General features: G+C 64.4%; 17 protein-coding genes and 1 pseudogene. 7 read left to right on the top strand and 11 right to left on the bottom strand.

The window, feature by feature from the left end; genetic code table 11:
* Window positions 1-37 precede the first annotated feature (37 nt).
* From B3361_RS09640 to B3361_RS09630, 3 genes are all read right to left on the bottom strand, one after another.
* Entirely contained in the window at window positions 38-2,170 is a 2,133-nt protein-coding gene (locus B3361_RS09640) for a TonB-dependent siderophore receptor (RefSeq protein WP_054905491.1), read from the bottom strand.
* A gap of 174 nt (window positions 2,171-2,344) precedes the next feature.
* A complete protein-coding gene (locus B3361_RS09635; protein ID WP_054905492.1) occupies window positions 2,345-3,538 on the bottom strand; it encodes an MFS transporter in 1,194 nt (397 codons plus the stop codon).
* Between the two features lie 129 nt (window positions 3,539-3,667).
* Window positions 3,668-4,417 carry a 3-oxoacyl-ACP reductase family protein gene (locus tag B3361_RS09630; protein WP_009685217.1) on the bottom strand — a complete coding sequence of 250 codons (750 nt, stop codon included), beginning with the start codon at window positions 4,415-4,417 and terminating at the stop codon, window positions 3,668-3,670.
* A gap of 118 nt (window positions 4,418-4,535) precedes the next feature.
* Here B3361_RS09630 and B3361_RS09625 point away from each other — a divergent pair, with 118 nt between their 5' ends.
* Window positions 4,536-5,474, top strand: coding sequence for a LysR family transcriptional regulator (locus tag B3361_RS09625; RefSeq protein WP_054905493.1), 939 nt, complete (start codon window positions 4,536-4,538; stop codon window positions 5,472-5,474).
* Window positions 5,475-5,489: 15 nt separating this feature from the next.
* Here B3361_RS09625 and B3361_RS09620 read toward each other — a convergent pair whose 3' ends face one another.
* Window positions 5,490-5,966: a GreA/GreB family elongation factor gene (locus B3361_RS09620; protein WP_054905494.1), complete on the bottom strand. Its 477-nt coding sequence runs from the start codon at window positions 5,964-5,966 to the stop codon at window positions 5,490-5,492.
* Window positions 5,963-6,340 (bottom strand): hypothetical protein, encoded by a 378-nt coding sequence (locus tag B3361_RS09615; RefSeq protein WP_054905495.1) that lies wholly within the window; start codon window positions 6,338-6,340, stop codon window positions 5,963-5,965. Before B3361_RS09615 ends, B3361_RS09620 begins: the two co-directional genes overlap by 4 nt.
* Window positions 6,341-6,429: 89 nt before the next feature.
* On the opposite strand from B3361_RS09615, the gene earP reads away from it, so the two are divergent.
* Together earP and efp are read left to right on the top strand one after the other, a co-directional pair.
* Complete coding sequence (gene earP, locus B3361_RS09610; RefSeq protein WP_286920192.1) at window positions 6,430-7,563, top strand: elongation factor P maturation arginine rhamnosyltransferase EarP; 1,134 nt, start codon at window positions 6,430-6,432, stop codon at window positions 7,561-7,563.
* A gap of 48 nt (window positions 7,564-7,611) precedes the next feature.
* The gene (efp, locus tag B3361_RS09605; RefSeq protein WP_054905497.1) at window positions 7,612-8,181 is read left to right on the top strand and encodes an elongation factor P; all 570 of its coding nucleotides are present in this window, start codon (window positions 7,612-7,614) and stop codon (window positions 8,179-8,181) included.
* An 85-nt stretch (window positions 8,182-8,266) separates the two neighbouring features.
* Here efp and B3361_RS09600 read toward each other — a convergent pair whose 3' ends face one another.
* From B3361_RS09600 to B3361_RS09590, 3 genes are all read right to left on the bottom strand, one after another.
* Window positions 8,267-8,695 (bottom strand): organic hydroperoxide resistance protein, encoded by a 429-nt coding sequence (locus tag B3361_RS09600; RefSeq protein WP_009685224.1) that lies wholly within the window; start codon window positions 8,693-8,695, stop codon window positions 8,267-8,269.
* 140 nt (window positions 8,696-8,835) lie between these two features.
* The gene (locus B3361_RS09595) at window positions 8,836-9,291 is read right to left on the bottom strand and encodes a MarR family winged helix-turn-helix transcriptional regulator (protein WP_009685225.1); all 456 of its coding nucleotides are present in this window, start codon (window positions 9,289-9,291) and stop codon (window positions 8,836-8,838) included.
* A gap of 58 nt (window positions 9,292-9,349) precedes the next feature.
* The gene (locus B3361_RS09590; RefSeq protein ID WP_054905498.1) at window positions 9,350-10,303 is read right to left on the bottom strand and encodes a LysR family transcriptional regulator; all 954 of its coding nucleotides are present in this window, start codon (window positions 10,301-10,303) and stop codon (window positions 9,350-9,352) included.
* 113 nt (window positions 10,304-10,416) lie between these two features.
* Between B3361_RS09590 and B3361_RS09585 the strand changes: the two genes are divergently transcribed.
* Window positions 10,417-11,166 (top strand): sulfite exporter TauE/SafE family protein, encoded by a 750-nt coding sequence (locus B3361_RS09585; protein ID WP_029885627.1) that lies wholly within the window; start codon window positions 10,417-10,419, stop codon window positions 11,164-11,166.
* Window positions 11,167-11,247: 81 nt separating this feature from the next.
* Here the strand turns inward: B3361_RS09585 and B3361_RS09580 are convergent, their stop codons facing one another.
* Window positions 11,248-12,594 carry a class II 3-deoxy-7-phosphoheptulonate synthase gene (locus tag B3361_RS09580; RefSeq protein ID WP_054905499.1) on the bottom strand — a complete coding sequence of 449 codons (1,347 nt, stop codon included), beginning with the start codon at window positions 12,592-12,594 and terminating at the stop codon, window positions 11,248-11,250.
* Window positions 12,595-12,709: 115 nt separating this feature from the next.
* On the opposite strand from B3361_RS09580, the gene B3361_RS09575 reads away from it, so the two are divergent.
* Both B3361_RS09575 and B3361_RS09570 read left to right on the top strand, forming a co-directional pair.
* Complete coding sequence (locus tag B3361_RS09575; protein WP_054905500.1) at window positions 12,710-13,465, top strand: spermidine synthase; 756 nt, start codon at window positions 12,710-12,712, stop codon at window positions 13,463-13,465.
* Window positions 13,466-13,874: 409 nt separating this feature from the next.
* A pseudogene (locus tag B3361_RS09570) lies at window positions 13,875-15,588 on the top strand (DEAD/DEAH box helicase).
* Between the two features lie 87 nt (window positions 15,589-15,675).
* Here B3361_RS09570 and B3361_RS09565 read toward each other — a convergent pair.
* Window positions 15,676-16,443, bottom strand: coding sequence for a DODA-type extradiol aromatic ring-opening family dioxygenase (locus B3361_RS09565; protein ID WP_054905502.1), 768 nt, complete (start codon window positions 16,441-16,443; stop codon window positions 15,676-15,678).
* Window positions 16,444-16,544: 101 nt separating this feature from the next.
* Here B3361_RS09565 and B3361_RS09560 point away from each other — a divergent pair, with 101 nt between their 5' ends.
* Window positions 16,545-17,198: a thiopurine S-methyltransferase gene (locus tag B3361_RS09560; RefSeq protein ID WP_054905503.1), complete on the top strand. Its 654-nt coding sequence runs from the start codon at window positions 16,545-16,547 to the stop codon at window positions 17,196-17,198.
* Between the two features lie 67 nt (window positions 17,199-17,265).
* Here B3361_RS09560 and htpX read toward each other — a convergent pair whose 3' ends face one another.
* Window positions 17,266-18,153, bottom strand: coding sequence for a protease HtpX (gene htpX / locus B3361_RS09555; protein WP_047150248.1), 888 nt, complete (start codon window positions 18,151-18,153; stop codon window positions 17,266-17,268).
* Between the last annotated feature and the right edge of the window lie 323 nt (window positions 18,154-18,476).

Below are 18,476 nucleotides of genomic sequence, written 5' to 3'. Positions count from 1 at the left end.
GGGCATGCCGGCGATGGGCCGCAAGCGGCCCTGAATATCAGAAGCTGACCGAAGCTGACAGCCGGGCAGTGCGCGGCGCGCCCTGGAACAGGTAGTTGTCCCCCAGGTAGTCGCCCACATCACGCCAGTAACGCTTGTCGAACAGGTTGTCCACCGTCAGCCGCAGGACCGTGTCATACCCGCCGACCCGCGTGCGGTAGCGGCTGCCTACATCGAATACCGTGTACCCACCAACCGCCACATTCCCCGCCTGGCTCGCATACTTGCTGGCGCTGTAGCGTGCGCCGCCCAGCAGCGCCAAGCCTGCGACCGGCAGGGTGTATTCGGCGTGCAGGGCTGCGCGCAAGCGTGGCACGTTGATCGCCTGGTGCCCTTCATAGTCGGGCGTGCCGCTGTCCTGCACCCGCGCCCGAATGGCCGCTGCGCTGGCTTGCACCTGCAGCCTGTGGGTCAGCCAGCCGCTTGCACCCAGTTCCAGGCCGATGTTCTTCTGCTGGCCTTGCTGCACGTAAGTGAAGCTGCCGGCGCCGTCGGGGCGCGCATACTGGTAGGCCTGGCGAATCTGAAACAGCGCGGTGCTGAGGCTCAGCGCCTGCCAGTCGTGCTTGAGGCCCAGCTCCAGCTGGTGTGACGTTGTCGGCGCGAGGATTTCGGCGGCGTTGCTGGCGAACCAGGGCGCCGTCCCGCCAGCAGACAACCCCTTGGCGTAGCTGGCATACACGGTGGTATCCGGCTGCGGCTTGTAGATGAGCGCAGCATTGGGCAGCAGCTGGTATTGGCGGGTATGGCGCCCGGCAACGCCGGTCTCGTCCCAGGTCTGTTCGTCCAGGCGTACCTCACGGGCACCCAGTACGGTTTGCCATTGGTCGTTGAAACGGATGCTGTCGCTGACGAACAGGCCGTACTGGCGGCTGTCCAGGCGGCGCTGGCTGGCGCCAAGCGGCTTGTCGGACGGCTCGAAAGCCGGGGCCCCGGTGTCGATGTTGCCGGTACCCAGCCACGCGTTGTAATACGGGCGCTGGTCCAGCGTGCGCCGCTGGGCGCTGCTGCCCACGGTCAGTTCGTGGCCCACCCCCAGGCCATCGAAGCGCCCGGTGAGCAAGGCCTGGGCCTCGTCGGTGCGGCGGGTGTCGTCTGGGCTGCGGTAGTCGTAGATGTCGTAATCACCCGTGCTGCCGAAGTAGGCGCCTTCACTCGAGCCCCAGGCAAACGCGCTGTAGTCATCGATCACCACCTTGCTGCGCGAAGCGCTGAGGGTGCCGGTCCAGCTGTCGTTGAAGCGGTACTCGAAGCGCCCGCCCAGGTTCAGCGAGTCGTTCTGCACCGGCTTTGCCCAGTGCTGGTAGGCCAGCCGGTCATCCGGGTCGATGCCGTGCGGCACTGCGCTGCCGCCGAGCAACTGGTAACCGGGCACCGACCGCTGTTCCCGGTGCTGGTATTCAGCGTCCAGCTGCAGGGTGGCGTCGGGGCTGATCTGCCAGTCGAACGCCAGCGAGGCGAAGTCGCGCTGGCCATCGGCATGGTCGACGTACGAGCGCAGGTCTTCATGGGCCAGGTTGGCGCGCAGGCCGAACTGCTGTTCGCTGCCAAACCAACCGCCAAGGTCGGTGGCCAGGTAGCGCTCGCCTTGTTCGTTGGTCGACAGCGTAAGGCTGCGCACCGCTTCAGCGCGCTTGGTCACGTAGTTGATCAAGCCGCCGGGGGCCGCTACGCCGCTCTGCAGCCCGGACAACCCCTTGAGCAGTTCCACCTGCTGCTTGTTCTCCAGGGCCACGCTCTGTTCGCCGGCGATGGTCTGGCCGTTGATGCGGTAGCTGCTGGCCGCGTTCAGCGCAAAGCCCCGCACATTGAAGTTTTCGTAGTAACCGATGGGGGCATAGCTTTCGCCAACCGATGCGTCGCTTTGCAGCACTTGGCTGAGCATGCGCACCTGGCGGTCTTCCAGCAGTGGCTGGCTGAACACACTGATCGAAGCCGGGGTGTCGAGCAGAGGGGCGGGCTGGAAGCCACCCACTGCAGCCTCGCTGGCCTGGTAGCCGTCGTTGGCGTAGGTATCGACGACCTGCACCGGGGCCAGCAGCACGCTGCCCTGGGCGAGCACGGCAGGGCACTGCAAGGCCAGGCCCAGGCCGAGCAGGCTCAGGGGCAGGCGGGGAGGACGCGGGGGCATGCGGGGGGCTCCTGAAGGCGCGACAGGCCGGCAAAAAGGCGGCATCTTACCAGCCGCCTTGACCCCAAGACGATCCACGCGTTGCGCCACGCTGTCAGGCAGATGCGCCTGGCCGTTGTGCTGGCGCCAGTTGCCGTCGATTGTCGACCAGGTATCGCTGCCTGTAACAGGCGCCTAGGCCGCCCCGGCGGAGGTGCGAGCTTCGGTTTTACGCGCGGCAAGCAGCCATGCCAGCAATGCCAGGGCGCCGATGACCAACCCTGCCGCGACGATGCCCAGCCAGCCTTGGCGCTGGTACAGCTGCGTGCCTAACAAAGAGCCCAGCGCCCCGCCAATGAAGTAGCAGGTGATATACCCGGCGTTGAGCCGGGTACGCGCTTCGGGCCGCAGGCCGATCACGGCGTTCTGGTTGCTCACGTGGACCAGTTGCACCGCCAGGTCGAGCATCAGCACGCCCAGCAGCAAGGCCAGCAGTGACTGTTGGGCAAACCCCAGCGGCACCCACGACAGCAGCAGTACCACCAGGCCCACGGTGGTGCCCAGCTGGCCCTTGCCCCGGTCGGCCAGGCGCCCGGCCCAGTTGGCCGACAGTGCACCGGCTGCACCCGCCAGGCCGAACAGGCCGATCACCGCATCTGAATAATGGTAAGGAGGGTTTGCCAGCAGGAATGCCAACGGTGTCCAGAACAGGGCGAACAGGCTGAATGCCAGCAGGCCCAGCAGCGAGCGCAGGCGCAGTACCGGCTCTTCCAGGAACAGGCGGAACACCGAGCCGATCAGCGCCGGGTACTTCAGCCCGGCGTGGCTGTGGTGTTGCGGCAGGCTGCGGTACAGCGCCACGGCGGTGATCGCCATCAGCACGGCGGCCAGCACATAGATGCTGCGCCAGCCGCCCAGTTCGGCCATGAAGCCGGCCGCGGTGCGCGCCAGCAGAATGCCCAGCAGCAGCCCGCTCATCAGTGTGCCGACCGCACGGCCGCGCTGCTGCGGCTCGCTCAGCGAGGCAGCCATTGGCACCAGAATTTGTGCCACTACCGAGAACAGGCCGGTCAACGCCGTCCCGAGGACCAGCCATGGCAGGCCAGGGGCACAGGCGCTGATGACCAGGCCGAGGGTGGCGATGACGGTCATCACGGTGATCAGCCGACGCTGCTCGAACAGGTCGCCTAGCGGTGCCAGCAGCAACAGGCCGGCGCCATAGCTGAGCTGTGCGGCAATCACGATGCTGCCGGCGCTGGCGGTGCTCAGGCCGAATTGCTGGGCAATGCTGTGCAACAGCGGCTGGGCATAGTAGTTGCTGGCCACGGCCAGGCCGGTGGCGGTGGCCATCAGCAGGATCAGGGTGCGGCTGAGAGTAGGGGCGGGCATGTGTTTCTCGTAGCGGGCAGGAGCAAGAGGGGGGATTATCGGCAAGCACAGGGCACGGCGCCAATGCATTTGCCGGGGCGGGGGCGGGTGGCGCTCGATCTACAGGGTGCCACCACACCAACGGCGCAATCAGGCGGCAAAGCCACCGTCCACCGTCAAGCTGGCCCCCGTGATATACCCCGCTTCAGGCCCGGCCAGGTAGGCCACGAAGCTGGCAATCTCGTCCGCTTCGCCATATCGTCCAATTGCCATCAGTGGGATCAGGCTTTCGGCGAATTCGCCGCTGGCCGGGTTCATGTCGGTGTCCACCGGCCCTGGTTGCACGTTATTCACGGTAATGCCCTGCGGCCCCAGGTCGCGCGCCATGCCGCGGGTCAGGCCGACCAGCGCCGACTTGCTCATGGCATAAGGCGCGCCGCCGGCAAATGGCATGCGCTCGGCATTGGTGCTGCCAATGTTGATGATGCGCCCGCCCTGGCCCATGTACCGCGCCGCTGCCTGGCTGGCGACAAAGACACTGCGTACGTTCACCGCCAAGGTGCGGTCGAAATCGGCGAGGTCGAATTCGGTCAGCGGCGCGACCGTCAGTACCCCGGCATTGTTGACCAGGATATCCAGCCGGCCGAAGGCCTTCACGGTGTCATCCACGGCCAGTTGCACGGCAGCGGCATCGGCGCTGTCGGCGCGCAGGGCCAGGGCCTTGCCGCCGTTGTCGCCGATTTCCCGTGCCAGGTCTTCTGCCGGCCCGGCAGAGCTGACATAGGTGAAGGCCACTTGCGCACCCTCGCGGGCCAGGCGCCGCACGATAGCCGCGCCAATACCCCGGGAACCGCCCTGTACCAGGGCCACTTTGCCTTCGAGTGTAAGTTGCTTGGACATGCTGATCTCCTGCTGTAAGCCAGGCTGGAATGCCTTGGATAGGCGCAGTATCGGCGCTCGATTACCTGCTGATAAGATGGCAATCACTATAAGCAGAGTAAACCTTTGGTTGCCAATCATGGCCATGGAATCGTTCAACGCGTTGGAATGCTTCATCCGCAGTGCCGAGGTGGGCAGCTTTGCCGAAGCGGCCAGGCGCTTGCGCATTACGCCCGCTGCCGTGGGCAAGCACGTTGCGCAGTTGGAGGTACGCCTGGGGGTGCGGTTGTTCCAGCGTAGTACCCGCAAGCTGACCTTGACCGAAGCAGGGCAGCGTTTTCTTGGCGAGGTGAGCGACAGCTTTCGCACCATCCAGTATGCGGTGGCCAACCTGGCCAGTGCCGAAGGGCAACCGGCCGGGCTGCTGCGGGTCAGCATGGGCACGGTGTTCGGGCGTTTGTACGTGCTGCCCTTGCTGGGCGAATTTCTGCGCCGCTACCCCGCCATTACCCCGGACTGGCATTTCGATAACCGCCAGGTCGACCTGATCGGCCAGGGCTTCGACGCGGCCATTGGTGGTGGTTTTGAACTGCCGCCGGGGGTGGTGGCGCGCAAGTTGACCCCGGCGCACCGGGTGCTGGTGGCCGCGCCGGCGTACCTGCAGCGGCATGCGCAGATTGCTGAGCCGCCCGTGTTGCAGCGCCATGACGGCATTCTGATCCGCTCGCCGCAGACCGGGCGGGTGCGCTCGTGGCCGTTGACCAGCCGCTGGCAGGTACAGCAGCCATTGCTGTTGCGCCAGGCCATGACCATGAGCGATTCGGACGCTGCCTGCGCGGTGGCCGAGCAGGGGCTGGGGATTGCGCTGGTGAGTTTGCCGTTCGCGGTGCCCTACCTGCAGGCCGGTCGGTTGCAGCGGGTGTTGCCGGACTGGTATGTGGACGATGGGCATATCAGCCTGTACTTCGCCGAGCACAAGCTGTTGCCGGGCAAGACCCGTGCATTCGTCGATTTCATCGTCGAGCAGTTCGCCGAGCAGGGCCTGGCGGGGCGTTTCGACGCCTTGCACCGTTTGTAGGCGTGCGCGGCCTGTTCAGGCAACATCAACGACGAACAGTACCTGCGCCCCCAGGCTCACTTCATCATCCACCCGCTTACCCAGCAACACTTGCCCCAGCGGCGAGCGCGGGGTGATCACTGTCACCAGCCCGTCTGCTGCGGCAATCTTCAGGCCGGCAGCCTCAGGCCCCAGAAACACCCGACGTTGTTCGCCGGCCTCATCCTCCAGGGTCACCAGGTTGCTCACCTGCACCCCGCGCGCCGGGTCGTAGTCGCGCAGCAGCAGTTGCTGGTAAATCAGCAGCGCCTGGCGGATTTGCGCACTGCGTCGGGCTTGCCCGGTGGCCAGGTACGAGGCCTCCAGGCCCAAGGTGTCGTACTTGTTCTCGGCGATGTTCTCTTCCGCCGTGGCGGCTTCATAGGCGGTTTGGGCCGCACGGGTCAGCACGTCCAGGTCATGTTCCAGGGTGGCGACGATCTGTGCCAGCAGGTGGTGCTTGCGCGTGGTCAATAACAGAACTCCAGCACGTTGGCCTGGCTTTTGTCGGTAGGTGCAGTGCGATTCTGTTGCAGCCAGAACTGGCACTTGGGGCTGTTCAGGTTGCGCGGGTTACCCTGCGCAGCCTCAGCGGCCTGTTGTTGTTCCTGTTGCTGCAGCATGTGCTTGTAGCGCTCGAACATTTCAGCTTGCGCGTCGGCCGGTTGCACCGGTGCCGGTGCCACGGCCGGGGCCGCGGTTTGTTGCTCGGGCGGGAGCGGCCACAGTTGATGGGCCAGCAGCAGGCTAAGGGCAATTGCCATTGCGCCAAGCCATAGGCCCAAAGCCACGCACAGTATCAACTGCAACGGCTTCAGGGTGATGGTCAGTTCACGGCGGCGGGGCATGGCGGCCTCCTTGGCAAAGTGGGCGGGGTGCATTGTCGCATGCTGTCGGGCAGAATCCGCGTTTTTACGCAAGTTAAAGGGAACGGCGCATGAAAGCCACCTGGGACATCTTCTGCAGCGTGGTCGACAACTACGGCGATATTGGCGTGACCTGGCGCCTGGCTCGGCAGTTGGTGGCCGAGCATGGCCTGGCGGTGCGCCTATGGGTGGATGATCTCAACGCCTTCACGCCCATGTGCCCCGGCGCCGACGCCAACGCGGCGCAGCAGTGGCAGCAGGGCGTGGACGTACGCCAGTGGCCGGCGGCCTGGTTGCCGGTAGCGCCTGCCGATGTGGTGATCGGTGCCTTCGCCTGCCAGTTGCCAGCGGCTTATGTCGAGGCCATGCGGGCCTGCCCCCGGCCACCCCTGTGGTTGAACCTTGAATACCTCAGTGCCGAGGATTGGGTAGCGGGTTGCCATGGTCTGCCGTCGCCGCAGGCAAATGGCTTGCGTGAAGTGTTCTTCTTCCCCGGCTTCACCGAAAACACCGGTGGCCTGCTGCGCGAGGCTGAGCTGCTGGCCCGGCGCGACGCGTTGCAACAGTCGGCTGCTGCCCGGCAGGCGTTCCTGCAGGGGTTGGCTGTAAGCCCAGCGCCCGGGGCGCTGCTGATCAGCCTGTTCGCCTATGAAAACCCGCAACTGGGCAACTGGCTCGAGGCCTTGGCTACCGGTGACCAGGCCTGCCACCTGCTGGTGCCGCAAGGCCGTGTGGTCGCCGGCCTCAGCCACTGGCTTGGCGAAGCGCCGCTGCAGGCCGGGCAGGTGCGCACGCGTGGTGCGCTGACCGTGCAGGTGTTGCCGTTCGTCAGCCAGGATGATTTCGACCGGCTGCTGTGGTGCTGCGACTTCAATGCGGTGCGGGGCGAGGATTCGTTCGTGCGGGCGCAGTGGGCCGGGCAGCCCATGCTGTGGCACATCTACGTGCAGGACGAGAATGCACACTGGGAAAAGCTGGAAGCGTTTCTGGCGCTTTATCGACGCGGCTTGTCAACCGATGCCGGCGCCGCGTTGCTGGGCCTGTGGCGGGCCTGGAACATGGACCAGGACATGGGCCAGGCCTGGCAGGCAGCCCGCCGACATTGGCCGGAACTGCAGCAGCACGCCCGGTGCTGGGCGGCGCAACAGGCCGCTCAGCCGGACCTTGCCACGGCGCTAGTACACTTTTATGGAAATTCGCTATGATATGCGGCCTCGATTTTTATAAATCCATCCAGATTCGGATACTTCGTAATGAAAACTGGTAAAGAACTGAAACCCGGTACCGTGCTGCGCATCGACAACGACCCGTGGCTGGTGCAAAAAGCTGAGTTCACCAAGTCGGGCCGTAACAGCGCGATCATGAAGACCAAGCTGAAGAACCTGCTGACCGGCTACAAGACCGAAACCGTATACGGTGCAGACGACAAGCTGGACGACGTGATCCTGGACCGCAAAGAAGCGACCCTGTCGTTCATCAGCGGTGATTCGTACACCTTCATGGACACCAGCGACTACACCATGTACGAGCTGAACGAAGAAGACATCGAAGCTGTTCTGCCTTACATCGAAGAAGGCATGGAAGACGTCTGCGAAGCCGTGTTCTTCGAAGGCCGCCTGGTATCGGTTGAACTGCCGACCACCATCAGCCGTCAGGTTGTCTACACCGAGAACGCTGCGCGCGGCGACACCTCGGGCAAGGTCATGAAGCCTGCCAAGCTGAAGAACGGTACCGAGATCCAGGTTGCCGACTTCATCCAGATCGACGAGTGGATCGACATCGACACCCGCGACAACAGCTTCAAGGGCCGTTCCAAGAAGTAATGCTTCTTGCGTAAGGCAAAAACCCGGCTTCGGCCGGGTTTTTTTGTGTGCGCCAAGTGTGCATCACTGCACTTGCAGGGCAGGTTTAGACTGCTACGTGCAAACGCACATCCACATTGCCACGGGTGGCATTGGAGTACGGGCACACCTTGTGCGCCTTTTCGACCAGCGCTTCGGCGTCGGCCTGGGCCAGGCCGGGCAGGTTGATGTGCAGATCGATGTCCAGGCCGAAACCGCCCGGAATCTGGCCAATCCCCACCTTGGCGGTGATCGAAGCATCGGCCGGCAAGGCTTTTTTCTCTTGCCCAGCCACGAACTTCAAGGCGCCGATGAAGCACGCCGAGTAGCCGGCGGCAAACATCTGCTCAGGGTTGGTGCCGTCACCGCCAGCCCCACCCAGCTCTTTCGGGGTGCTCAGCTTGACGTCCAGCTTGCCGTCGCTGGAACGGGATTTACCGTCGCGCCCACCGGTAGAGGTAGCTTCTGCGATGTACAGCGGAGTGACCTTTTGCATCTTGAGCCTCGCTAATGCGCTGTGCGCTCCCGTTGGCGGGAGGACGCGGGTTGGTGTGGGATTTAAATTAGCGCGCAATTAGTTAGCGCGCAATATAAATATTCACCGCTCAGCCGAATGGCCATTGCCCAGCATAGCCGCTAAAGGTTTTTCTGCAGGTTCTCGCGCAGGTCCAGCAACTCGGCCTGCAACTGCTGCAACTGCTCAAGGCTGCGACCGCTGGCCTTGAGGATGCACTGCGGCACTTCCTTGGCACGCTGCTGCAGGGCGCGGCCTTTGTCGGTGAGTTGCACCAGCACCACCCGTTCGTCCTCGCGGCTGCGGTTACGCTGTAGCAAGCCTTCGCTTTCCAGGCGCTTGAGCAGCGGGGTCAGCGAGCCCGGGTCGGTCAGCAGGTGCTGGCTGATTTCACCCACGGTCAGGCCGTCATGCTCCCACAGCACGAGCATGGCCAGGTATTGCGGGTAGGTCAGGCCCAGGGCCTGCAGCAGCGGTTTATAGACCTTGGTCATCAGCAACGAGGTGGAATGCAGGGCGAAACAGACCTGGTTGTCCAGCAGCAGCTCGTCACAGGAAGCTTGGGTGTCGGCGTTCATGCACGTCCTTGAAGGTAATCAATGGGAAATCCTGGCACGTTGAGCGTCACTGCACGCATCACTCGCGCAGTCCGCTGCGCAGGGCCAGGTCCCAGGGTGGAATCGGACTGAAGCGGCTCTTGAGAAATTCGAGCAGCAAACGGCTGCGAGAGTTCGTTTCATGTTCCAGGCGTAGCGCGTAAATGCCGCTGCTTTCAGCCTGGGGCAGGCCTGCGTCACAAAACAGTGGCACCAGTTCGCCGCGCAGCAGGTACTCGCTGATCAGCCAGGTGGGCAAATGGGCGATGCCCAGGCCCGCCAGCGCACCGAACAACAGGGTTTCGGCGTTATTGGCGGCCATGCGCATGCGGGCCGGGCGGTAAAGGCGGGTTTGCCCGGCGACCTCGAAACGCCACGCGTACGGGGGTGCCAGGCCGTCCCAATCCAGGCCGTCATGGCCGGGCAGTTCGCTGGGGCAGCTGGGCATGCCGCGGCTGGCCAGATAGGTGGGGCTGGCGCAGGCAATGCGCACCATGTAGGCCAGTGGCGTGGCGACCAGGCGGGTATCGGCCAACGGGCCGGCACGCAACACCAGGTCCACTTCGCCCAGGTGGCTGCCATGCAGGTCGACAAAGCTGTCGATCAGGCGCAGCTGCACGTCCAGGCCCGGGTAGGCCAGCAGGAAGTCGGCAATGGCCGGGGCCAGGTGGCGGCGGCCGAACGCAGCGGGTGCGTCGATGCGGATCAGCCCTTCCGGTGCATTGCTCAGCGACACTGCCTCGGCACGGGCCAGGCGCAGTTCCTCGATGATGCGCCTGGCACGCTCGGCAAAGGCGTGGCCCGCCGGGGTCGCGCGCACGGCATGGGTGCTGCGGGTGAAGAGGCGGCTGCCAACGGCGCTTTCCAGGGCGTCAATGCGCCGCGCCACCGCAGACGGGGTCAGCGGGTAGCGGCGAGCGGCTGCAGAAAAACTGCCGCTTTGCAGCACGTCCAGGAACAGGCTTAGCTGCTCGGTGAGGGTATCGGGGCTCATGGTTGCCTTGCTTTTGCACAATACGCATAGCCATTGTGCGCTGCTGTGCGTTTCCCCGCCAGCGCACACTGGTTAGCATGCCGCTATCAACTTTGCTGGCGAACGAGGCCCTGATGATCGAGTGGTTGCTGTATATCGTGCTGGGCGCTGCCCTAGGCACCATGGGGGGCCTGTTCGGCATAGGCGGTGGGCTGATCGCGATCCCGGCGCTGGGCGTGCTGTTCGGCCTGGATCAGCAACTGGCACAGGGTACTGCACTGGTCATGGTGGTGCCGAATGTGTTGCTGGCGTTGTGGCGTTATCACCAGCGCAACCGCATTGAGTTGCGCCACGCCGTGCCGCTGTCGTTGTGCAGTTTCGTGTTCGCCTGGCTGGGTTCGATCTGGGCCGTGGGGCTGGATGCGCATTCCATGCGCCTGGGCTTTGTCGGCTTTTTGGTGGCGCTGGCGGTGTGGAACGTGGCGCGGATGTTCATGAAAGTGGCGCCAGCCAGTGCCGAACTGCGTTATGCCTGGCCTTGGCTGGGGGTGCTGGGCAGCTTTGCCGGTACCATGGGCGGGCTGTTCGGGGTGGGTGGCGCCGTGGTAGCCACACCGATCCTGACCAGTGTGTTCGGCACTACCCAGGTGGTGGCCCAAGGGCTGTCGCTGGCATTGGCGGCGCCGAGCACCCTGGTGACTCTGGTGACCTATGGCGTGCATCACAGTGTTGACTGGGGGGTAGGGTTGCCGTTGGCGGTGGGCGGCCTGCTCAGTATCAGCTGGGGGGTGAAGCTGGCCCATGCGCTGCCAGAGAAGGTGCTACGGGCGATGTTCTGCGTGTTCCTGGTGGTGTGTGCGGTGATGCTCGGGTTCGAGCTTTGAGCGTTTGACCGCGCCGGTGGGGGCGAGCGCCGCGCAGGCGGCGCTTCGCGGCACCAGGCCGAGGGGGTATGGCGCCGAGGGTCAGCGCCGCACTTGCTTCAGTGTTTCGGCAATCAGGAACGCCAGCTCCAGCGACTGGTCGGCATTCATCCGTGGGTCGCAGTGGGTGTGGTAGCGGTCTGACAGGGCATCTTCGGTGATCGGCCGTGCGCCACCGATGCACTCGGTCACATTCTGCCCGGTCATCTCGATATGAATGCCGCCGGCATGACTGCCTTCGGCCTGGTGCACCTGGAAGAACTGCTTCACCTCGTCGAGGATCTGCGCGAAATCACGGGTCTTGTAGCCAGTGCTGGCCTTGATGGTATTGCCGTGCATGGGGTCGGAGCTCCACAGCACCTTGCGCCCCTCGCGCTCTACGCAGCGGATCAGCCCTGGCAGGTGGTCGCCGACCTTGCCCGCGCCCATGCGTACGATCAGGTTCAGGCGCCCTGGGTCGTTGGCCGGGTTGAGGGTGTCGATCAGGCGGAGCAGTTCCTCGGGGTTCATGCTGGGGCCGACCTTGACCCCGATCGGGTTGTGCACCCCACGCAGGAACTCGACATGGGCGCCGTCCAGCTGGCGAGTGCGGTCGCCGATCCACAGCATGTGCGCCGAGCAGTCGTAGTAGTCGCCGGTCAGGCTGTCCTGGCGCACGAAGGCCTCTTCATAGTTCAGCAGCAGCGCTTCGTGGGCGGTGAAGAAGCTGGTTTCACGCAGCTGCGGCGCGCTGTCCAGGCCACAGGCACGCATGAACGCCAGGGTTTCGTCGATGCGGTTGGCCAACTGGTGGTACTTGTCTGCCAGCGCCGAGTTGGCGATGAAGTCCAGGTTCCACTTGTGCACCTGGTGCAGGTCGGCAAAACCGCCCTGGGCGAAGGCCCGCAGCAGGTTGAGGCTGGCGGTGGCCTGGTGATAGGCCTGCAGCAGGCGCTCCGGGTCCGGGATGCGGCTCTTGGCGTCGAAGCCGATGCCGTTGACGATGTCGCCCCGGTAAGCGGGCAGGGTGACGGTGCCGATGGTTTCATCGCCCGCCGAGCGTGGCTTGGCGAACTGCCCGGCCATGCGCCCGACCTTGACCACCGGGCAGCCCGCGGCAAACGTCATGACGATGGCCATTTGCAGCAGCACCTTGAAGGTGTCGCGGATTTTTGCCGCTGAAAACTCGGCGAAGCTCTCGGCGCAGTCGCCGCCTTGCAGCAGGAACGCGCGGCCTTCGGTCACTTCGGCAAACTGCCGGCGCAGTTCGCGCGCTTCCCCGGCGAACACCAGCGGCGGGTAGCTGGCCAGGGTCTGTTCGACCTTCAGCAGGTGCGCGGCATCGGGGTAGGTCGGTTGCTGCTGGATCGGCAGGGCGCGCCAGCTGTCGGGGCTCCACGGTTGGTTCATGTCAGGCTCGTTCTGGTCGGTTGTCGGCTGGCGGCCATGGTAACAGTTGGCGCTGCGCTTGTTGCATCGGGGGTGTTGGCGGACAATGCGCGTTTTTGTGCGGGCGGGTGCAGGCATGGCGACGGAACGGCAAGAGCGGCTACTGGCGCGGGTGGAAGATGCCTTTGGCGTCATCAGCGTGTACGAAGTGGACGACTACCGCTTTCTGGAATTCGGCGATGCCATCGAGCAAAGCTGCGTGTTCACTGCCGACCCCAGCTGGTTGGAGTACGACTACACCCGCGCCATGCTGGTCGGTGCGTTGTGCCATGAACAGCCGGAAAGCGCGCTCTTCCTGGGCCTTGGCGCGGGCACGCTGACCCAGGCCTGCATGAAGTTCCTGCCGCTGGACGATATCGAAGCCATCGAGCTGCGCCCGGACGTCCCGCGCCTGGCCATGCAGTACCTGGGCCTGGACGACGACCCGCGGCTGTACGTGCGCATTGGCGATGCGCTGGAGCTGCTGCCCAGCGCAGAAAAGGCCGACCTGTTGTTCGTTGACCTGTACACCGACCATGGGCCGGGGGTAGGGCACCTGGCGTGGAACTTCCTGGCGAGCTGCCAGCAGCAACTCAACCCGGGCGGCTGGCTGGTGATCAACCAGTGGGCCACCGATGATGGCAAGCCGCTGGGGGCAGCGTTGCTGCGCGGCTTGTACCACCGCCATTACTGGGAACTGCCGGTGAAGGAGGGCAATGTGATTCTGCTGGTGCCGGCGGATCTGGAGCAGACCCTGGACATGGAAAGCTTGCGGGCCCGGGCGCAGGCGCTGGCGCCACGATTGGGCTACAGCCTCGAGGGTTTGATCCGCGAGATTCGGCCGGCTACCTGAATGGCAGGTGCCGCCGTAGCCGTGGCGATCCCTGTAGGAGCGGCCTTGTGTCGCGAAAGGGGCGCGCAGCGGCCCCACATTTTCAGCTTCGCTGCGGATATTGCCGGGGCCGCTCTGCGCCCCTTTCGCGACACAAGGCCGCTCCTACGGGGAACGTGGCAGCGTCAGGGATTATCGTTTCAGCCCCTGAAAATATTCCTCACCTAACCGTACATTTCAGGTATAGTACGCGCCGGTCTTTTAGCGGACCTCAAAATCAGGTGGTGCAAATCCTCCGAGTCCAGCTTCGGCTGCACGTCCGCTAGGCGGACCTTCCCAAGTTTTCTTTTTCAATCGTTTTCGCAAATCCCCGCCGCCAAAGCTGCCTGGGTGACCTGACGGTCTTTCAAGGCATGTGCAGCTTTGGAGCATGGGTCTTTGCGGATGCACCTAGAGGCAGACCCATGACCCAGGAAACCGGCGGCTTCGCCGCTCTCGATCTCAACCCGAATATCGTTGCTGCCGTAGTGGCTACCGGCTATGAAGAGCCGTCCGCCATTCAGCAGCAATCTATCCCGATCATCCTCGCCGGTCATGACATGATCGGCCAGGCGCAGACTGGCACCGGCAAGACCGCTGCCTTCGCCCTGCCGATCCTCAACAAGATCGATGTGAGCAAGCGCGAACCGCAAGCCCTGATCCTGGCGCCAACCCGTGAGTTGGCGCTGCAAGTTGCTACCGCTTTCGAAACCTACGCCAAGCAGATGCCAGGCGTGAACGTGGTTGCTGTGTACGGTGGTGCCCCAATGGGCCCACAGCTGCGCGCCATCCGCAACGGCGCGCAAATCGTCGTCGCCACCCCGGGCCGTCTGTGCGACCACCTGCGTCGCGACGAAAAAGTCCTGTCGACCGTGCAGTACCTGGTACTGGACGAAGCCGACGAGATGCTCAAGCTGGGCTTCATGGACGACCTCGAAGTGATCTTCGACGCCATCCCTGCTACCCGCCAGACCGTGCTGTTCTCCGCCACCCTGCCGTCGTCGATCCGTTCGATCGCCGAGCGCCACCTGCGCGAACCCAAGCACGTCAAGATCCAGAGCAAGACCCAGACCGTTACCGCGATCGATCAGGCCCACCTGATGGTCCACGCCGACCAGAAGATCCCGGCTGTACTGCGTCTGCTGGAAGTGGAAGAGTTCGACGCGCTGATCGCCTTCGTGCGCACCAAGCAAGCCACCCTGGACCTGGCTGCCGCGCTGGAAGCCAAGGGCTACAAGGCTGCTGCGCTGAACGGCGACATCGCCCAGAACCAGCGTGAGCGCGTGATCGACTCGCTCAAGGATGGCCGCCTGGACATCGTTGTCGCCACCGACGTGGCGGCCCGTGGCCTGGACGTACCGCGCATCACTCACGTATTCAACGTTGACATGCCGTACGACCCGGAGTCCTACGTGCACCGTATCGGCCGTACCGGCCGTGCCGGTCGCGAAGGCCGTGCGCTGCTGCTGGTCACGCCACGTGAGCGCCGCATGCTGCAGGTGATCGAGCGTGTAACCGGGCAGAAGGTTGCCGAAGCGCGCCTGCCGAACGCCCAGGCGGTGCTCGATGCGCGCATCAAGAAGCTGACCAACAGCCTGGCGCCACTGGTTGCCGAGGCTGAAGCCACCCATGGTGACCTGTTCGACCGCCTGACCAACGACCTGGGTTGCAGCGCCCGTGCCCTGGCCTCGGCCCTGCTGCGCAAGGCCACCAACGGCCAGGCGCTGGACCTGGCGGCGGTAGAGCGTGAGCAGCCGCTGGTGCCGAGCTTCGCCCCGCGTGGTGAGCGTACCGAACGTGGTGAGCGCAGCGAGCGCCCTGACCGCGGCGACCGCGAGCGTCGTGCGCCGCTGCCGCTGGCCGAAGGCCGCGTGCGTTGCCGTACCGCCCTGGGTGCCCGTGACGGCATCGCCGCCAAGAACCTGCTGGGCGCGATCCTCAACGAGGGCGGCCTGGCGCGTGACGCGATCGGTCGTATCCAGGTGCGCGACAGCTTCAGCCTGGTCGAGCTGCCGGAAGATGGCCTCGAGAAGCTGCTGTCCAAGCTCAAGGACACCCGCGTGGCCGGCAAGCAGCTGAAGCTGCGCCGCTACCGCGAGGATTGATCCTGGCGCAATGAAAAATCCCCGGCCTTGGCTGGGGATTTTTTTGCCTGTGCCATGGTGGGGTTGCGCGGCAGCCCCCCGCAATCGTCAGTCGAACCGGTAGATGTCCATCCCCAGCGCCCCCAAGGTAAAGCCTTGGTGCACAACGCCAAACTGCCCCCCCGCCCCAAGGGCAAAAAACAGCGGCAACAAATGCTCATCGCTCGGGTGGTTGCGCACTGCAAACGGCGCCTGTTGCCGATAAGCCAGCAACCCCTCCCGGTCATCAGCCCGCAGTTTTTCCACTACCCAATCTCGAAACGCCAACGCCCACGGCTCGATCACGTCGGGCCCGGCATGCCAGTCCAGCTCGCCAAGGTTATGGGTAATGCTGCCCGAACCCACCAGCAGCACGCCCTCCTGGCGTAGCCCCGCCAGTGCCTGGCCAACCTTCACTTGCAGCGCCGGGCCCATCTGGGTGGGCAGCGAAACCTGCACCACCGGGATGCTCGCATCGGGGTACATCAACGACAACGGCACCCAGGCGCCATGGTCGAACGGCCGCTGCGGGTCGAGGCGCGCGGCCAGCCCGGCGCCCTGGAGCAGCTCGCCGACCCGGCCGGCGAGGGCAGGGTCACCGGGCGCAGGGTACTGCACCGCATACAAGGCGGGTGGGAAGCCGTAGAAGTCATGCCAGGTTTCTGGGTGTGCGCCACCGGTGATCAGCAGCTCGCGGCTTTCCCAGTGCGCCGACACCACCACAATGGCTTGCGGCCGCGGCAGTGCGTTGGCGAGCCCTGCCAGCGCCGGGCCGCTGGCGCCGGGTTGCAGGGCAAGCATGGGGGAGCCGTGGGAAATGAACAGGCTGGGCAGCATGGCGGGGTCCTGAAGGTTAAGATGCACTCATCTTCGATCAACTAAAGATCGAAATCCAAACCAACTTTTACTGGCAAACCATCTAAAAATCGGGAGTGTTCATGGAACCAGCGTTCTGGCAGCAACGGTGGGCCGACAACCAGATCGGCTTCCACCAGGCGCAGGTGAACCCTTATCTGCAGCGGTACTGGCCAACATTGCAGCAGGTGCCCGGCAGCCGCGTGCTGGTGCCACTGTGCGGCAAAAGCCTCGATCTGGCCTGGTTGGCCGGGCAGGGGCACCGGGTATTGGGCGTGGAGCTTTCGCGGCGGGCCGTGGAGGGTTTCTTCCGCGAGCATGGGCTTGAGGCCGAGGTGCGGCAGCGTGGCGACTTTGAAGTATGGCGCAGTGGCGACGTGGAGCTGTGGTGCGGGGACTTCTTTGCCCTGCAGGCAGAAGATGTCGGCGACTGCGCGGGCCTGTACGACCGCGCGGCGCTGATTGCCCTGCCGCCGCCCATGCGTGCGCGCTACGCGCAGGCCCTGTCGGCGTTGTTGCCAGCCGGGTGCCTTGGCTTGGTGGTGACGTTGGATTACGACCAGTCGCTGCTGGCCGGGCCGCCGTTTTCGGTGGCGGATCAGGAGCTGAGGCAGGGCTTTGCGGGCTGGCAGGTGGATGAACTGGAGCAGGCGCAGGTGCTCGGGGAAAGTCCGAAGTTTCTGCAGGCCGGGGCATCCAGTGTGTTGGAGCGGGTCTACCGGGTCTGCCGGCGCTAGCGCGGGTAAGCCTGCACAGGCAGGCACAAAAAAGGGCGACCGAAGTCGCCCTTGCTTGCCTGTTGGATCAACCGCGACGGCGCAGGGCCTCGATACGGTCTTCCAGCGGCGGGTGGCTCATCAGCAAGCCGGCCAGGCCGTGCTTGAGGCCGCCGTTGATGCCGAAGGCCTTGAGCGTGTCCGGCATGTGCACCGGCAGGCCTTGTTCCACCCGCAGGCGCTGCAGGGCGCCGATCATCGCCGAAGTGCCGGCCAGTTGTGCACCGGCTTCGTCGGCGCGGTATTCGCGGCGGCGCGAGAACCACATGACGATCATGCTGGCCAGGATGCCCAATACCAACTCGGCAACGATGGTTGCCACGTAGTAGGCGATGCCCTGGCCTTCTTCGTTCTTGAAGATGACCTTGTCGACGAAATTACCGATGATCCGGGCGAAGAACATCACGAAGGTGTTCACCACGCCCTGAACCAGCGCCAGGGTAACCATGTCGCCGTTGGCCACGTGGCCGATTTCGTGGGCCAGTACCGCACGCACTTCGTCGGGCGAGAAACGCTCCAGCAAGCCCTGGGACACCGCTACCAGTGCGTCGTTACGGTTCCAGCCGGTGGCGAAGGCGTTTGCCTCGTAGGCCGGGAAAATGCCCACTTCAGGCATTTTGATGCCCGCTTCCCGGGACAGCTCCTCGACCGTTTGCAACAGCCACTGCTCGTGGCGGGTGCGCGGCTGGGTGATGATCTGGGTGCCGGTGGTCATCTTCGCCATCCACTTGGAGATGAACAGCGAGACGAGGGAGCCGGCGAAGCCGAACACGGCGCAGAACACCAGTAGGCTGCTGAGGTTCAGGTCGACCCCGTTGGCGGCCATGAACCCGTTGAAACCGAACAGGCTCAGGGTAATGCTTGCAACCAGCACCACCGCGAGGTTGGTGGCTACAAACAACAGAATGCGCATCATGGTTGTTACGTTCTCCTGACGGATGAATTGTCGCTTACTGCGGGGTATATAAGGGGCCTGGGGTACCGTTTCAATCGGGGGACTATTTCAAACTGTGTACGGCGGAGTATGGCAGAGGATGACGCGTGGGCAGTGGGATAGAGCGTTGCAGGATGTAAGAAACAGGTGGCGCAGATAACCGGGCTGCTTTGCAGCCCATCTCCGGCAAGCCAGCTCGCACAGGGACCTCACAAAATTCAGGCCTGTGATAACCCTGTGGCTGGCTCCCATAAGCACTCCCCAATCCTCAGGCCTGTGGTGATCCTGTGGGAGATTCTATGGTT

The organism is Pseudomonas sp. UBA6699, assembly GCF_002454615.1.
GTDB lineage: Bacteria > Pseudomonadota > Gammaproteobacteria > Pseudomonadales > Pseudomonadaceae > Aquipseudomonas > Aquipseudomonas juntendi.
This window is presented reverse-complemented; position numbering and strand designations above follow the sequence as displayed.

Excerpts from the sequence above, each read along its gene's own strand:
- B3361_RS09585 (WP_029885627.1), top strand. The coding sequence starts at position 10,417 with ATGATCGAGTGGTTGCTGTATATCGTGCTGGGCGCTGCCCTAGGCACC.
- B3361_RS09590 (WP_054905498.1), bottom strand. The coding sequence starts at position 10,303 with ATGAGCCCCGATACCCTCACCGAGCAGCTAAGCCTGTTCCTGGACGTG.
- B3361_RS09575 (WP_054905500.1), top strand. The coding sequence starts at position 12,710 with ATGGCGACGGAACGGCAAGAGCGGCTACTGGCGCGGGTGGAAGATGCC.
- B3361_RS09560 (WP_054905503.1), top strand. The coding sequence starts at position 16,545 with ATGGAACCAGCGTTCTGGCAGCAACGGTGGGCCGACAACCAGATCGGC.
- B3361_RS09580 (WP_054905499.1), bottom strand. The coding sequence starts at position 12,594 with ATGAACCAACCGTGGAGCCCCGACAGCTGGCGCGCCCTGCCGATCCAG.
- B3361_RS09635 (WP_054905492.1), bottom strand. The coding sequence starts at position 3,538 with ATGCCCGCCCCTACTCTCAGCCGCACCCTGATCCTGCTGATGGCCACC.
- B3361_RS09640 (WP_054905491.1), bottom strand. The coding sequence starts at position 2,170 with ATGCCCCCGCGTCCTCCCCGCCTGCCCCTGAGCCTGCTCGGCCTGGGC.
- htpX (WP_047150248.1), bottom strand. The coding sequence starts at position 18,153 with ATGATGCGCATTCTGTTGTTTGTAGCCACCAACCTCGCGGTGGTGCTG.
- B3361_RS09625 (WP_054905493.1), top strand. The coding sequence starts at position 4,536 with ATGGCCATGGAATCGTTCAACGCGTTGGAATGCTTCATCCGCAGTGCC.
- B3361_RS09595 (WP_009685225.1), bottom strand. The coding sequence starts at position 9,291 with ATGAACGCCGACACCCAAGCTTCCTGTGACGAGCTGCTGCTGGACAAC.
- B3361_RS09600 (WP_009685224.1), bottom strand. The coding sequence starts at position 8,695 with ATGCAAAAGGTCACTCCGCTGTACATCGCAGAAGCTACCTCTACCGGT.
- B3361_RS09615 (WP_054905495.1), bottom strand. The coding sequence starts at position 6,340 with ATGCCCCGCCGCCGTGAACTGACCATCACCCTGAAGCCGTTGCAGTTG.
- B3361_RS09565 (WP_054905502.1), bottom strand. The coding sequence starts at position 16,443 with ATGCTGCCCAGCCTGTTCATTTCCCACGGCTCCCCCATGCTTGCCCTG.
- earP (WP_286920192.1), top strand. The coding sequence starts at position 6,430 with ATGAAAGCCACCTGGGACATCTTCTGCAGCGTGGTCGACAACTACGGC.
- B3361_RS09630 (WP_009685217.1), bottom strand. The coding sequence starts at position 4,417 with ATGTCCAAGCAACTTACACTCGAAGGCAAAGTGGCCCTGGTACAGGGC.
- efp (WP_054905497.1), top strand. The coding sequence starts at position 7,612 with ATGAAAACTGGTAAAGAACTGAAACCCGGTACCGTGCTGCGCATCGAC.